General features: G+C 46.4%; 18 protein-coding genes and 1 riboswitch. Of the genes, 15 read left to right on the top strand and 3 right to left on the bottom strand.

What is annotated here, in order from left to right; all coding sequences use genetic code 11:
- Positions 1-29 precede the first annotated feature (29 nt).
- The 3 genes from TRNA_RS38590 to TRNA_RS43435 all read right to left on the bottom strand — a co-directional run bounded on the left by TRNA_RS38590 (position 30) and on the right by TRNA_RS43435 (position 867).
- Positions 30-371 carry a spore coat protein gene (locus TRNA_RS38590; protein ID WP_003185077.1) on the bottom strand — a complete coding sequence of 114 codons (342 nt, stop codon included), beginning with the start codon at positions 369-371 and terminating at the stop codon, positions 30-32.
- Between the two features lie 10 nt (positions 372-381).
- Positions 382-630: a hypothetical protein gene (locus TRNA_RS38585; RefSeq protein ID WP_003185076.1), complete on the bottom strand. Its 249-nt coding sequence runs from the start codon at positions 628-630 to the stop codon at positions 382-384.
- Between the two features lie 75 nt (positions 631-705).
- Positions 706-867, bottom strand: a complete 162-nt coding sequence (locus TRNA_RS43435) for a YuzL family protein (RefSeq protein ID WP_003185074.1) — start codon at positions 865-867, stop codon at positions 706-708.
- A 209-nt stretch (positions 868-1,076) separates the two neighbouring features.
- Between TRNA_RS43435 and TRNA_RS38580 the strand changes: the two genes are divergently transcribed.
- From TRNA_RS38580 to sufC, 15 genes are all read left to right on the top strand, one after another.
- Complete coding sequence (locus TRNA_RS38580) at positions 1,077-3,467, top strand: 3-hydroxyacyl-CoA dehydrogenase/enoyl-CoA hydratase family protein (RefSeq protein WP_011198274.1); 2,391 nt, start codon at positions 1,077-1,079, stop codon at positions 3,465-3,467.
- 11 nt (positions 3,468-3,478) lie between these two features.
- Positions 3,479-4,654: an acetyl-CoA C-acetyltransferase gene (locus TRNA_RS38575; protein ID WP_003185071.1), complete on the top strand. Its 1,176-nt coding sequence runs from the start codon at positions 3,479-3,481 to the stop codon at positions 4,652-4,654.
- A 19-nt stretch (positions 4,655-4,673) separates the two neighbouring features.
- A complete protein-coding gene (locus TRNA_RS38570; RefSeq protein WP_003185070.1) occupies positions 4,674-6,458 on the top strand; it encodes an acyl-CoA dehydrogenase family protein in 1,785 nt (594 codons plus the stop codon).
- A gap of 119 nt (positions 6,459-6,577) precedes the next feature.
- Entirely contained in the window at positions 6,578-6,934 is a 357-nt protein-coding gene (locus tag TRNA_RS38565; protein ID WP_003185068.1) for an arsenate reductase family protein, read from the top strand.
- Positions 6,935-6,995: 61 nt separating this feature from the next.
- The gene (gcvH, locus tag TRNA_RS38560) at positions 6,996-7,379 is read left to right on the top strand and encodes a glycine cleavage system protein GcvH (protein WP_003185066.1); all 384 of its coding nucleotides are present in this window, start codon (positions 6,996-6,998) and stop codon (positions 7,377-7,379) included.
- A 53-nt stretch (positions 7,380-7,432) separates the two neighbouring features.
- On the top strand, positions 7,433-7,669 hold the full coding sequence (locus TRNA_RS38555; RefSeq protein ID WP_003185065.1) for a YusG family protein: 237 nt from the start codon (positions 7,433-7,435) through the stop codon (positions 7,667-7,669).
- Positions 7,670-7,731: 62 nt separating this feature from the next.
- Entirely contained in the window at positions 7,732-8,076 is a 345-nt protein-coding gene (locus TRNA_RS38550) for a toprim domain-containing protein (RefSeq protein WP_003185062.1), read from the top strand.
- A 25-nt stretch (positions 8,077-8,101) separates the two neighbouring features.
- Positions 8,102-8,410 carry a thioredoxin family protein gene (locus TRNA_RS38545; protein ID WP_003185060.1) on the top strand — a complete coding sequence of 103 codons (309 nt, stop codon included), beginning with the start codon at positions 8,102-8,104 and terminating at the stop codon, positions 8,408-8,410.
- Between the two features lie 121 nt (positions 8,411-8,531).
- A complete protein-coding gene (locus TRNA_RS38540) occupies positions 8,532-8,879 on the top strand; it encodes an SCP2 sterol-binding domain-containing protein (protein ID WP_003185057.1) in 348 nt (115 codons plus the stop codon).
- 183 nt (positions 8,880-9,062) lie between these two features.
- Positions 9,063-9,170: riboswitch (SAM riboswitch) on the top strand.
- Positions 9,171-9,286: 116 nt separating this feature from the next.
- Positions 9,287-10,312 carry a methionine ABC transporter ATP-binding protein MetN gene (metN, locus tag TRNA_RS38535; RefSeq protein ID WP_003185055.1) on the top strand — a complete coding sequence of 342 codons (1,026 nt, stop codon included), beginning with the start codon at positions 9,287-9,289 and terminating at the stop codon, positions 10,310-10,312.
- Positions 10,305-10,973 (top strand): methionine ABC transporter permease, encoded by a 669-nt coding sequence (locus TRNA_RS38530; protein WP_003185053.1) that lies wholly within the window; start codon positions 10,305-10,307, stop codon positions 10,971-10,973. The genes metN and TRNA_RS38530 overlap by 8 nt, the downstream gene beginning before the upstream one ends.
- Positions 10,974-10,986: 13 nt before the next feature.
- Complete coding sequence (metQ, locus tag TRNA_RS38525; RefSeq protein ID WP_003185051.1) at positions 10,987-11,817, top strand: methionine ABC transporter substrate-binding lipoprotein MetQ; 831 nt, start codon at positions 10,987-10,989, stop codon at positions 11,815-11,817.
- A gap of 106 nt (positions 11,818-11,923) precedes the next feature.
- Entirely contained in the window at positions 11,924-12,292 is a 369-nt protein-coding gene (locus TRNA_RS38520; RefSeq protein WP_003185049.1) for a carboxymuconolactone decarboxylase family protein, read from the top strand.
- 420 nt (positions 12,293-12,712) lie between these two features.
- On the top strand, positions 12,713-13,648 hold the full coding sequence (locus tag TRNA_RS38515; protein ID WP_003185046.1) for a cation diffusion facilitator family transporter: 936 nt from the start codon (positions 12,713-12,715) through the stop codon (positions 13,646-13,648).
- A gap of 228 nt (positions 13,649-13,876) precedes the next feature.
- Positions 13,877-14,662, top strand: a complete 786-nt coding sequence (gene sufC / locus TRNA_RS38510; RefSeq protein ID WP_003185044.1) for a Fe-S cluster assembly ATPase SufC — start codon at positions 13,877-13,879, stop codon at positions 14,660-14,662.
- Positions 14,663-14,671 lie beyond the last annotated feature (9 nt).

Raw genomic sequence — 14,671 nt, 5'->3', positions numbered from 1 at the left:
GCAGAGAGATTCCTCTGCTTATTTTTTGTTTATTGATTTTGCTGATAAGGCGACTGGTCTTGCAGTGTAGAATGGAACTGCTGATAGGACTGCTGGATTTTTTGGGCATCTTCTGCCTCCACCTTGTACCATCCGTTTTGAAACATTACCTGGTACAATCTGCGCTGAGCGTTTTGCGCCTCGTTAAACAGCGGCTGTACGGCCTGGTAAAGCGATTCATGGCTTAGTTCATTAAGCGCCGTCGAGTATGCTGACGTCATATATTTTTCGGTTGTCAGCAGTTCGTTGACAAAATCCCTGTCGTTCATCGCGCTCGTCTTTGGGACAGGGGTTTCCTGATTGCCGATTTTCTGTTGGTTTTGCTGATTCATCATTGACCTCCTATTGCATGTATGCTGACGGGTTTTGCGTTTGATTTTGACGAAGCTGCTCCAATATCATATTGTAATGGTGATGGTGCATTTGGCCGACCCTGTCGAGTTCTGTTTTAAGAGACTGATCCTGGCATTGATCCGCCATAAAATGCGCTTTTTTCATCGCGAGCAGGTTCCAGTTCAGCATATCCTGCAAATACAGATGGTCCTTCGTTGAAATGACCGGCGGCGGTGTTGTCATTCCTTGCTGCTGCATGCGTCTGCCTCCTTTTAGCGTTTATTTTTAGATTTCCTAACACAGCGGAAATTTATACCGGATGCTTAAAGGGGCTTAGTGATCTTCAGGAACATCCATATTATGCTTTTTATATTGCTGGTTTTGGCTTGTCCGTTTACCGCCCGCATCCGTCTTTTTATAATCCGGACCTGCATTGCCTTTTATGCTTGCGGCGCTGACTGCGGCAGAAGATGGATTTTTTCTTTCACGTACCAAGGCCTTCACCTCCTCTCTATTGGTTTGTCCCAAAAGCGGGGAAACATGTAAACACGGCAAGATCATACCCGATGAAAAAAATTCAGAAATTTTGCACCAAGTTATTGAACTCGCTTCCAAAATCTTTTAAGATGAAAGAAGACAGGAGAGTTTATTTTTTTGGAGTAAAAATGAATGAGTATTCATTCAAAGGTGGGGGAGGATCTTTCATGGTCAAGCATATTCGAAAAGCCGCCGTTATCGGTTCCGGTGTTATGGGTTCCGGCATCGCGGCTCACTTAGCCAATATCGGGATTCCTGTATTACTGCTCGATATGGTGCCGCATGAATTAACAGATGAGGAAAGGAAAAAAGGCCGCACCCTTGAAGACCCGGATGTGCGCAATCGGCTGGCACGGACAGCCGTACAAAAGCTGCTAAAGCAAAAACCGGCTCCGCTGACTTCAAAGAAGAATATCAGCCGTATCAGCACAGGGAACATGGAAGACGATTTTGAAAAGATTAAAGATGCCGACTGGATTATTGAAGTTGTTGTCGAAAACCTGGAGATCAAAAAGCAAGTGTTTTCAAAGGTCGATCAATACAGAAAACAAGGAAGCATCGTCAGCAGCAACACATCAGGCATCTCCGTCAGGCAGATGGCTGAGGGAAGGTCCGCTGATTTTAAAAAGCACTTTTTAGGAACGCACTTCTTCAATCCGGCCCGCTATTTAAAGCTCCTTGAGGTGATTCCGATTGACGAAACGGAGCCCGAAGTGCTGTCCTTTATGAAGAAATTCGGCGAAGACGTTCTTGGCAAAGGGGTTGTTGAAGCGAAAGACACGCCAAACTTTATCGCCAACCGCATCGGAACCTACGGCTTGCTTGTGACGGTTCAGGAAATGCTGAAAGGCGGCTACACGATAGGCGAAGTCGATTCGATTACAGGTCCGCTGATCGGACGCCCGAAAAGCGCGACCTTCAGAACGCTCGATGTCGTCGGCCTTGATACATTTTCACACGTTGCCAAAAATGTCTATAACCAAGTCACGGGCGAAGAAAAAAACGTTTTCCGGCTCCCTGAATTTATTGAACAAATGCTCGAAAAAGGCTGGATCGGGAGCAAAGCGAAACAAGGTTTTTACAAAAAAGAAGGAAAAGACATCCTTGAGCTCGATCCGATGACGATGACCTACAGCGCGCGTCAAACATTAAAAACATCGGGACTGGAAGCGGCCAAGCAAATGAAAGGCGCAGGAGCGAGATTGAAAGCGCTTGTTTATTCCGATGACAGGGCGGGAAGCCTCCTTTGGAAGATTACAGCTCCGACGCTTGTATATTCGGCGGAGCTGACAGGGGAAATCGCCGACAGCATAACGGCGGTTGATCAGGCGATGAAATGGGGATTCGGCTGGTCGGAAGGGCCGTTTGAAATGTGGGACAGCATCGGTGTGAAAAGCTCGGTGCAAAAGCTTGAAGCAGAGGGCTGGAAGGTCGCGGACTGGGTGAAGGAAATGCTCGCAAAAGGACATGAAACCTTCTACCTTAAGGAAAACGGAAAGACGTTCTACTACTGTTTTGAAAGCGGCGAATACAGGGCGCTTCAAGAAAACAAGAAAACGATCCATTTGTCGTCACTCAAAGAAACAAAAGGCGTCATCAAGAAAAACAGCGGGGCAAGTTTGATCGATTTAGGCGATGATGTCGCACTGCTCGAATTTCACTCGAAAAGCAACGCAATCGGCCTGGACATCATTCAAATGCTGAAATTTGCTCTCGAGGAAGTAGACGCCAACTATAAAGGGCTTGTGATCGGCAACCAGGGCAAAAATTTCTGCGTCGGAGCCAATCTCGCGATGATGCTGATGGAAGCTCAAGACGACAACTATATGGAAATTGACATGATCATCCGTCAGTTCCAAGAGACGATGATGAAAGTGAAATACAGTTCCAAGCCGGTCGTCGCTGCTCCGTTCGGCATGACGCTTGGCGGGGGGACTGAGCTATGCCTGCCTGCTGCCCGTGTTCAAGCCTCAAGCGAATCATACATGGGCCTCGTTGAAACAGGCGTCGGTCTGATTCCGGGCGGCGGAGGCAATAAAGAGCTTTATTTAAATTACTTGAAAGGGCTGCCTGAAGGCGTTAAACCGGATATCCAGGAGGCCGCCATCAAGACGTTTGAGACAATTGCCCTTGCAAAAACGTCGACTTCGGCTCAAGAAGCGAAAGAACTGAACATCTTAACCGCAGAGGATCAAATCAGCATCAATCAGGATCACTTGTTATACGATGCCAAAAAACTCGTCCTGACACTTTCCGAAAGCGGCTACCGTCCGCCGGTGAAAGAGAAAGTTCCGGTGACGGGCGAAACCGGCTATGCGGCGCTCCTGCTCGGTGCTGAATCGTTAAAACTTTCCGGCGCCATCTCTGAACACGACATGAAGATTGCGAAAAAACTGGCGTTTGTCATCGCGGGCGGCCGAGTTCCATTCGGCGCCGAAGTAACGGAAGAATACTTGCTCAATTTGGAAAGAGAAGCGTTTCTGAGCCTTGTGAGCGAACCGAAATCGCAGGCGAGAATGCAGCATATGCTTGTGAAAGGCAAACCTTTGCGTAATTAGGAGGGAAAATAATGAAAGAGGCAGTTATTGTATCGGGGGCGAGAACCCCGATCGGAAAAGCAAAAAAAGGCTCATTGAGGACTGTCCGTCCCGATGATTTAGGCGCATATGCGGTGAGAGAGACGCTGAAAAGAGCGGGCGGTTATGAAGGGAATATCGATGATTTGATCATCGGCTGCGCTACGCCGGAAGCCGAACAAGGCTTGAATATGGCGCGCAATATCGGCGCGCTTGCCGGTCTGCCGCACACAGTTCCGGCCGTTACGATCAACAGATATTGTTCATCAGGACTTCAATCAATCGCTTACGGGGCCGAAAAAATCATGCTTGGAGCTGCTGACACGATCATTGCAGGCGGCGCCGAATCGATGAGCATCGTGCCGATGATGGGTCATATCGTCAGACCGAACGCGGCTCTGGCGGAAACGGCTCCTGAATATTATATGGGAATGGGCCATACGGCTGAACAGGTTGCCGTCAAATACGGCGTTTCCAGGGAGGACCAAGATGCATTTGCCGTCAACAGCCATCAAAAAGCAGCCAAGGCGATCGCGGAAGGAAAGTTCGAAGATGAAATCGTCCCGGTGGACGTCACCGTCAGAGAAGTGGATGAACATCATAACCTGAAGGAGCGGACGTTTACTTTCTCTGCCGATGAAGGTGTACGCCCGGGGACAACCAAAGACGTTCTGTCAACGTTGAAACCGGCGTTTTCGGCAAACGGCTCGGTTACGGCAGGGAATTCCTCGCAGACGAGCGACGGGGCTGCCGCAGTGATGATCATGGACAGAGAAAAAGCGGACGCACTCGGGTTAAAGCCCCTCGCAAAATTTCGTTCGTTCGCAGTCGGCGGCGTTCCGCCGGAAGTGATGGGCATCGGCCCTGTGGAAGCAGTCCCAAGGGCGCTGAAGATGGCGGGACTTGAGCTGTCGGATATCGGTTTATTCGAATTAAATGAGGCGTTTGCATCGCAAGCGATCCAGGTCATCAGGTCGCTTGGCATTGATGAAGAAAAAGTCAATGTCAACGGCGGAGCGATTGCGCTCGGACATCCGCTCGGCTGCACGGGTACAAAGCTGACGCTGACATTGATCCACGAAATGCGCCGGAGAAGCGAGCAATTCGGCATTGTGACGATGTGTATCGGCGGAGGCATGGGAGCAGCAGGGGTATTCGAATTAGTTTAATCACAAGGGGGATGGAACAATGGAACAAACAAAAGATCATATGAAAAAAGGCGGCGCCTTTCTGATCGAAGAGGTAACGGCTGATCAGATGTTCACACCGGAAGATTTCACAGATGAACATAAAATGATCGCCAAAACGACTGAGGATTATATTCTCGGAGATGTGCTACCGTACATCGACGAAATTGAAGAGCACAATTTCGATCATTCTGTCAGGCTTCTGAAAAAAGCCGGCGAACTCGGGCTTCTCGGAGCTGACGTTCCTGAGGAGTATGGCGGACTCGGACTTGATAAAATCAGCTCGGCGTTAATCACCGAAAAATTTTCAAGAGCGGGGAGCTTTTCGTTATCGTACGGGGCGCACGTAGGGATCGGCACGCTTCCGATCGTATTTTTCGGAACCGAGGAGCAAAAGAAAAAGTATCTGCCGTCCCTTGCAACGGGGGAAAAGTTTGCAGCCTATGCTTTAACAGAGCCGGGCTCCGGGTCTGATGCATTAGGGGCAAAAACAACGGCCGTTTTGAATGAGGCGGGAACCCACTATATATTAAACGGCGAAAAGCAATGGATTACAAACTCAGCCTTTGCTGATATTTTCATCGTCTATGCGAAAATAGACGGCGAACATTTCTCGGCCTTCATTGTGGAAAAAGACTACTCAGGCGTCTCCACAGGGCCTGAAGAGAAAAAAATGGGCATCAAAGGCTCTTCGACCCGCACGCTCATCTTAGACCAGGTTCAAGTTCCAAAAGAAAACCTATTAGGTGAACCGGGAAAAGGGCATGTCATCGCCTTCAATATTTTAAATATCGGACGCTATAAGCTCGCTGTCGGGACAATCGGCGCTTCGAAACGGGTCATCGAGCTGTCCGCTTCATACGCCAATCAGCGCCAGCAGTTTAAGACACCGATTTCAAAGTTCAGCTTAATTGGGGAAAAAATCGCCAACATGTCAGTCAAACTTTATGCGATGGAAAGCTCTGTTTATCGTACGGTCGGGCTGTTTGAAGACAAAATGGGCACCTTGAGCGAAGAAGAGCAAAAAGACGGGCGCCAGGTTGCGAAATCGATCGCAGAATATGCAATCGAATGCTCCCTTAACAAAGTATTCGGATCTGAAACGCTTGATTATATCGTTGATGAAGGCGTTCAAATCCACGGCGGTTACGGATTCATGCAGGAATACGAAGTGGAGCGGGCTTACCGCGATTCACGGATTAACCGGATTTTTGAAGGCACAAACGAAATCAACCGGCTCATCGTCCCGGGCACCTACATGAAAAAAGCGATGAAAGGCGAGCTTCCTCTGTTTGAGAAAGCAAAGGCTCTTCAGGAAGAACTGATGATGCTCATGCCTGAAGAACCAGGTGACGGCGTTCTCGAACAGGAAAAGTATCTGCTGAGAAACGCCAAAAAGACCGCGCTCATGATCGCGGGACTCGCCGCGCAAAAATACGGAAAAGCGCTCGACCAGGAGCAGGAAATCCTCGTCAACATCGCCGACATTGTCAGCCAGATCTACGCAATGGAAGCAGCTATTTTACGTACTGAAAAAGCCATCCGGGCAACCGGCGAAGACAAAAACGCACAGAAAATTCTTTATACGCAAATTTTTGCGCAGGAAGCCTTTCAGGAAATTGAAAGCCATGCCAAAGAATCGCTCATTGCGATGGAATCAGGCGATTCGCTGCGCATGATGCTGTCCGCGCTGCGCAAATTGACGCGCTTTACGCCTGTCAACGTGATTGAGAAAAAGCGCCAGGCAGCCAAGGGAGTCTTTGAAGCTGAGAAATATATCGTTTAAACGAGAAGCCCTGCTTTAATGCAGGGCTTTCTGAGCTGTTAATAGAACCCGAGCACTGTTTTAGGTTTTTCATTCGATCTATGTTAAAATTACCTCGATTAAATGAGAGGGGTGTATGTATGGCTTTGGATTTTTACTGGTATCCGAAATGCGGGACATGCCGCAAAGCGAAAAAATGGCTCGAAGACCACGGAAAAGAAATCAATGGGATACATATCGCAGAACAGCCGCCGAGCAAGGAAAAACTGAAAGAGCTCTACGAGAAAAGCGGGCTTGAATTGAAGAAGTTTTTCAACACGAGCGGCCAAAAATACCGCGAACTCGGCCTGAAAGACAAGCTGCAAAGCATGTCTGAAGATGAGCAGCTGGAACTGCTTGCATCAGACGGTATGCTGATCAAACGCCCAATTACGACAGACGGCAGTAAAGTAACGGTCGGTTTTAAAGAAGATCAGTTTAAGACATACTGGTTATAACACATCAAAATATGATATCTTCAATGTAGGATCGATTAAAACACTTTATGGAGGGGTTAGCATGAGCACACCGAAAGAGTTGCGTTATTCAGAAGAACACGAATGGGTGAAAACCGAAGGAGATAAAGTCAGAATCGGCATTACAGACTTTGCACAATCTGAGCTTGGAGACATCGTATTTGTCGAGCTTCCTGAAGTGGGAGACGAAATCAAAGCGGACGAGCCTTTTGGCAGCGTTGAATCCGTAAAGACCGTTTCTGAGCTGTATGCCCCGATCAACGGAAAAGTGGTCGAAGTGAACGAAGATCTGGAAGACAGCCCTGAATTCGTCAACGAGTCTCCGTATGAAAAGGCTTGGATGATTGTCGTCGAGCCGTCAGACGCTTCTGAAATCGAAAACCTGATGACAGCCGGGCAATATGAGGACATGATAAAAGAAGACTAAACAGGATAGACATTCGTCGTTTGGATACTCTATATCAGGAGGGGGTGTCCAAATTGACGCTGAAAAAAGAACGTATTGATATTACAGAACATGTGGAAAGCCGATTAAAAAACGGCGGAACGCAGCTGTATCATGAAAATGAGCTGATCGGCCGAATGACCGGCAAGGATCAATACGAGTTGAAATCTGGATATTCATTCCAAGATGAAAAGTTTTACAAAATGGCGGATACCGTAAGCGGACCGGATGCTAAATATGTAGACTGTGATGACCACCAAGGCTGGTGTTAATCAAGTCAGGCGGTGAATATTCACTGCCTTTTTTTACAAGTAAATCTTTAAAGGTGATCCATATGCCGGAAAATGAAAAAGTCATGATCGTCGAAGGGAAATCAGATAAGCAAAAAGTGAAGCATGTCATCGAAGAGCCCGTGGACATCATATGCACAAACGGAACGATCAGCCAGGCAAAACTCGATGAATTCGCTGAGACGCTGTTCGATAAAGACGTTTATATCCTGGTGGATGCCGATGAATCAGGCGAAAAGCTCCGCCGGCAGCTGAAGAGGGAGCTTCCCCAAGCTTCGCATCTATACATTGATAGAGTATACAAAGAAGTCGCTTCCGCCCCGAGTCAGCATGTTGCAGAAGTATTATTTCGTTCAAACATCCGGGTACATACAAAATATCTATTATAAAACGTATTGAGGTGCGGTTCAACAGATGCAAGAACTTCAAGAAAAAGAGCTAAAACGGCTAGAGCATGAAACTTGTCTTCTATATGTATACACGCCGTTCTGCGGAACGTGTCAGCTGGCCGGAAGAATGCTGGAGGTCGTTGATGAAATGATGAAGGACATTCCTTTTTATAAAAACAATCTCAATTACTCCCCGTCATTTGCCAAACAGCAGGAAATTGAAAGCGTCCCGTGTTTTATCCTTTACAAAAAAGGGCGAGTCGTCAAAAAAGAATACGCTTTTCACTCCGTTTCCTACTTATATGATACGATTAAACAAAATCTTGTGGATTAAGGGCGGTTTTGACATATTTCTCGGGAAATAACCAGCAAAAACTTGTCGAGCAATTCCTAAAGGAACTCCTGCAGCAGACAGAGAATCTGTAAGTATGACCAATTTACAGGAGGTTATACAGTTGGAGAAAATGGGATTGATAGAAAGAGAGGGCAAGGCTCTTTTTTTAAAACCTCTATTATCTACAACGGCTTTGCTGATTACGTTTCAAGGAGAGAAAGAAGCTTTTACGTTAGCAATCAACGAAAAAGGGGAAATGGAAAAATATTCTCCTGTAGAAAAAGCTCATTTGACCTTTTTTGGAGAGCAAAGCGAGATTATTGACCTTCTTCATGGCGACATTTCATTGCAGCATCTCGTACAGCGCGGCACTGTTAAAGTAAAAGGCTCTTTTAGAGCTTTATTGAAGCTTGAAGCGATTTTATGGCTGACGGACGGCTTCTTTAAAAACAGCGATCTTTATTCATAGACTTTTTAAAAATTCAAAAAATCGGCACATTCCGTGTATTAGTCAGACAGGGACGGGCGTTTACGCTCGTCTCTTTTCGCCGTAGGACGATTGTCTTACGAAAAATAGTTGACAACTATTTTTTCGCATGATATCCTACTTTAAGAATTCCGATCATAATAATCAAAAAATAAATATATGTTTCTCTTATCCAGAGAGGTGGAGGGAAGTGCCCTATGAAACCCGGCAACCATCAACACGTGTTGAAATGGTGCCAATTCACGCGAAGCGTTATGCTTTGAAAGATGAGAGAAAGGCCCAGACTTTTCCAAAGCCTTTCTGCTCATGTGTGCAGAAAGGCTTTTTTCGTTGATTGATCAGGAATTTAGACAACTATGAGAATTGAGCAAGAAAGCAGGTGATGGCTTTTGATAAATCTTCAAAATGTTTCAAAGATTTATCGGTCAAAGCATGGAGATGTCAATGCTGTCCAAGATGTCACCCTTACGATTAAAAAAGGTGAAATCTTCGGAATTATTGGATATAGCGGAGCCGGAAAAAGCTCCTTGATCCGTCTCTTGAACGGACTTGAACAGCCGACTTCAGGCACGGTTGAAGTAGCCGGCAGAAAAATCAGCGAGATCAAAGGGAAGAAGCTGAGGAAAGCAAGGCAGGAAATCAGCATGATTTTCCAGCATTTCAACCTGTTATGGTCGAGAACGGTGCGCGACAATATTGCGTTTCCGCTGGAGATCGCCGGTGTCAGCAAAGCAAAACGTCTGGAAAGAGTCGCTGAACTGATTAAGCTTGTCGGTCTTGAAGGCAAGGAAAACGCCTACCCTTCACAGCTGAGCGGAGGCCAAAAGCAGCGCGTCGGCATCGCACGGGCGCTCGCAAACAATCCGAAAGTTCTGTTATGCGATGAAGCGACATCAGCGCTTGATCCGCAGACGACTGATTCGATTCTGGGTCTTCTGTCCGATATCAATGAAAGGCTCGGACTGACCATTGTCCTGATCACTCATGAAATGCATGTCATCAGGAAAATCTGCCACAGAGTGGCCGTCATGGAAAACGGAAAGGTCGTAGAAGAAGGCGATGTACTGAACGTCTTCATCAAGCCGAAGGAAGAAATGACAAAGCGCTTTGTTCAGCAGGTAACAGAACCGGTGGAAACAAAGGAAACGCTGAAGCATTTCCTCGAAGAAACGACATCCGGGCGGACGATCAAGCTCACTTTCGTCGGCGAAGCGGCCGAATCGCCGCTGATCACGCAGATCATTCGGAAGTTCGATGTTGAAGTCAACATCCTTCAAGGCAAAATCTCGCAGACTCAGGACGGTGCATACGGTTCATTGTTCATACATGTCGACGGACGTGAAAACGAGGTCAATGACGTGGTCGATTTCATCAAGAGCCGCCAGGTAGAAGCAGAGGTGATCACGAATGTTTGAAAAACTGTTTCCAAACGTAGATATGGAGCAGCTGTGGGAAGCAACGTATGAAACGATATATATGACAGGAATTTCCCTATTGTTTGCTTTTATCATCGGAGTGATTCTCGGCATGCTGCTCTATTTGACTTCAAAAGGCAACATTTGGCAGAACCGAGTCGTTAACGGTGTAATCTCGGCAATCGTCAATGTGTTCAGGTCTATTCCTTTTATCATATTGATTATTTTGCTGCTCGGTTTCACAAAGTTTTTAATGAATACGATTCTGGGGCCGAATGCCGCTCTTCCGGCTTTGATTATCGCATCCGCTCCGTTCTATGCCCGCCTGGTTGAAATTGCTTTGCGCGAGGTCGACAAAGGCGTGATTGAAGCAGCGAAATCGATGGGGGCAAAAACATCGACGATCATATTTAAAGTGCTCCTGCCCGAATCGATGCCGGCGCTGATCTCAGGCATTACGGTTACAGCCATTGCACTGATCGGTTCGACAGCGATGGCCGGAGCAATCGGTTCAGGCGGACTCGGGAACCTTGCCTATGTAAACGGCTTTCAGATGAACAATCCCGATATTATACTGATCGCCACTATTTTCATCTTAGCTATTGTGTTCATCATCCAATTTATCGGGGATTTTATAACAAATAAATTAGACAAACGTTAGGGAGGACACCAACATGAAAAAAGGTTTATTAACAGCTTTATTCATCATTTTTGCAGGCGTTTTGGCCGCTTGCGGATCTTCCAGCAGCGAAGGAGATAAAGACAGCAAAGTCATTACAGTCGGAGCGACGCCGACGCCTCACGCCGAAATCCTTGAAGAAGCAAAACCGCTTTTGAAAGAAAAAGGCTATGAGCTTAAAATCAAAAATTTCACGGACTACAAACTGATCAACAAAGCGCTCGCTACAAAAGATCTTGATGCGAACTACTTCCAGCACGTCCCTTACCTTGAACAGGAAATGAAAGAAAACAAAGATTACGATCTAGTCAACGTCGGTGCGGTACACCTTGAGCCATTCGGCATTTACTCTAAAAAGTATAAATCTTTAAAAGACCTTCCTGACGGTGCAAAAATTATTATGAGCAACAATGCCGCTGAACAGGGCCGCATGCTTGCAATGCTTGAAAATGCGGGACTGATCAAGCTGAAATCAGGCATTGAAAAAGTAGATGCGACAGTAAAAGATATTACAGAAAACAAGAAAAACCTGAAAATCAAAAATGATGTGGCGCCTGAAATGACGGCAAAAGCATACGAAGCTAATGAAGCAGACGCAGTGTTCATCAATGTGAACTATGCGATCCAAAACAAGCTGAATCCGAAAACTGATTCAATCGAACTTGAGTCTCCAAAAGACAATCCTTACGCTAACATCATCGCCGTCCGCAAAGGCGACGAAGATTCTGACAAAGTAAAAGCTCTGATGGAAGTATTGCGCTCTGACGACATCAAAAAGTTCATCGACAAAAAATATAAAGGCTCTGTCATTTCTGTATCTGAGTAAATGAAAGAACACCCCGGTTTCGGAGAAAACCGGGGTTTTTTCGCGTATTTTTTGAAAAGAGGCTCATAATAAAAAAGACTACCTACTGAAAATGGAGGAACAAAACGTGAATCAGCATGAATCAGAAGGCATTATCGAATCCGCACTGCACGAATATAAGGCGGGGATCGGCATCTTTTCCGAAAAAATGCCCGGAATTGCCGCCAAATACAACGAATTTACCGAAGAGTGCTTTAAAAAAGGCGTGCTCAGCGAAAAGGATAAGCAGCTGATCGCACTGGGCATCAGTGTCAATACGCAGGATGAATATTGCATTATTTATCACATCAAGGGCTGCCTGGATTGCGGAGCATCGGAGGAAGAAATTCTTGAGGCAGTCGGTGTAACTGCTGCATTTGGCGGAGGCGCAGCCATGAGCCAAGCCGTCACGCTCGTTTTGCAGGCGATGGAAGAATTCCAGCAGATGAAGCATTGATTTTTCGACCGTGAAAGCATATTGAAAGCACACACATCTTTGCAGAGTTTGTATATAACTGGTACTATGTAAGAAAATCTCTGAAAGGATGATTCATTATTTGTTCAAGCCAAGATCAGCTTGACCTTGAATTCACGGCCGAAATGGAAAAAGCGATGCACAAGTCGCATGGAATGGGGTACGAGGAGTACAGCAGAAGCCATGTGAATCGGCTTGAAGTTGAGAAAAGACGAGAAAAGCAGTATCAAAAAAGCAAGCAGATCGTATCAGACTTGCCCATAATCGGATAAAACGCGAGGGGGACGGATGCCGATCCGTCCTTCTCCATGTTCTTAGAAGCCGCTTGACCTTAATTAAAGGAAAAGGTAAAATTTAAATATGAATACATGATCATATATCAATTTAAGAGGAGGATTTAAAATGGCTCATTCTCACGGACATACAGGACACAGCCACCATGGCAGCCGATCAGCAAATCAAAAAGCGCTGTTCATCAGCTTCGGTTTAATTTTTACTTTTATGATGATTGAAGTGATAGGCGGAATATTGACGAACAGCCTCGCTTTGCTGTCAGATGCGGGACATATGCTCAGCGACGCTGCGGCGCTTGGCTTCAGCCTCTTGGCGTTTAAAATTGGGGAAAAGGCCGCAAGCGCGAGCAAAACATTCGGCTACAGGCGCTTTGAGATTTTGGCTGCGTTTATCAATGGCATCACCCTGCTTTTGATTTCACTTTATATTTTTTGGGAAGCATACAATCGCTTTTTCAGCCCGCCGGAAGTCGCGGGAAGGGGTATGCTTGCGATTGCGACGGTTGGTCTGTTCGTCAACATTGCTGCGGCCTGGGTAATAATGAAAGGCGACACAAGCGGGAATTTAAATATGCGGAGCGCTTTTTTGCACATCATCGGCGATATGCTGGGCTCTTTCGGGGCGATCATCGCGGGCCTCCTTATGCTTTTCTTCAATTGGAACATCGCCGATCCAATCGCCAGCGCCGTCGTCGCTGCTTTGGTTCTCGTCAGCGGCTGGCGGGTGACGAAAGACTCGGTGCATATATTAATGGAAGGAAAACCGAAAGACATTGATGCGGAGGCGCTTAAAAACGGCCTGCTTTCCATCCCGTCGGTCAGGGAGGTTCACGACCTCCACATTTGGTCGATCTCATCCGATATGCCGTCATTAAGCTGCCATATCGTAGCGGATGAAAACAGTGACAGGGATAGAATTTTAAAACAAGTATCAAAATATCTAAGGAAAGAATGCAACGTGGAGCATGTGACGGTTCAAATAGAAGGGGAGCGCTGTTCCCCTCATGAATCGTGCAGCCTGGGAGCAAACCATCCCCGCTCTTAATGACGGATGTACCGATTGTTTTCGACAGCTTGGTAATAAATTCCGCTTTTCTGCCCCGGGAAGTTTTCTTGTCCCAATCTCTTTAAGAACAAATCGTTTTTTGTTAAACTTGAGAACATGTACACGAAAAGATAGGAAGACTATTGTTGTATTCAATTTTCATTTGTTATAAAATTAGAATGAGAATAAATTGAGAATGATGATTATCTATAATTGGAGGTATATTTCATGGCTGCTTCGACATTAACAATCAAAGATCTTCACGTTGAGATTGAAGGGAAAGAGATTTTAAAAGGTGTAAACCTTGAAATAAAAGGCGGGGAATTCCACGCTGTAATGGGACCGAACGGAACGGGTAAATCAACTTTATCCGCGGCGATCATGGGACACCCTAAATACGAAGTGACGAAAGGAAGCATCACGCTGGACGGCAAGGACGTTCTGGAAATGGAAGTGGACGAGCGCGCTCAAGCCGGTCTGTTTTTGGCTATGCAGTATCCGAGTGAAATCAGCGGTGTTACAAATGCCGATTTTCTCCGTTCAGCGATCAACGCGCGCAGAGAAGAAGGCGACGAGATTTCTTTAATGAAATTCATCCGCAAAATGGACGAAAACATGGAATTTCTTGAAATGGACCCTGATATGGCGCAGCGCTACCTGAACGAAGGTTTTTCAGGCGGTGAGAAAAAGCGCAACGAGATCCTTCAGCTGATGATGATCGAACCGAAAATCGCGATTCTTGACGAAATCGATTCAGGTTTGGATATCGACGCCCTTAAAGTCGTTTCAAAAGGAATCAACAAAATGCGCGGCGAGAACTTTGGCTGCCTGATCATCACGCACTATCAGCGCCTCTTGAACTACATTACGCCTGACCATGTGCACGTCATGATGCAGGGCCGCGTCGTGAAATCCGGCGGACCTGAACTTGCACAGCGCCTTGAGGCTGAAGGATATGACTGGATTAAGCATGAGCTTGGAATCGAAGACGAAACTGTCGGTCAAGAAGCGTAAGCGTTAGGG

The sequence above is a fragment of the Bacillus licheniformis DSM 13 = ATCC 14580 genome (assembly GCF_000011645.1).
Lineage (GTDB): Bacteria > Bacillota > Bacilli > Bacillales > Bacillaceae > Bacillus > Bacillus licheniformis.
The sequence above is the reverse complement of the archived record's forward strand: the minus strand, read 5'-3'. Positions and strand labels throughout refer to the sequence as shown.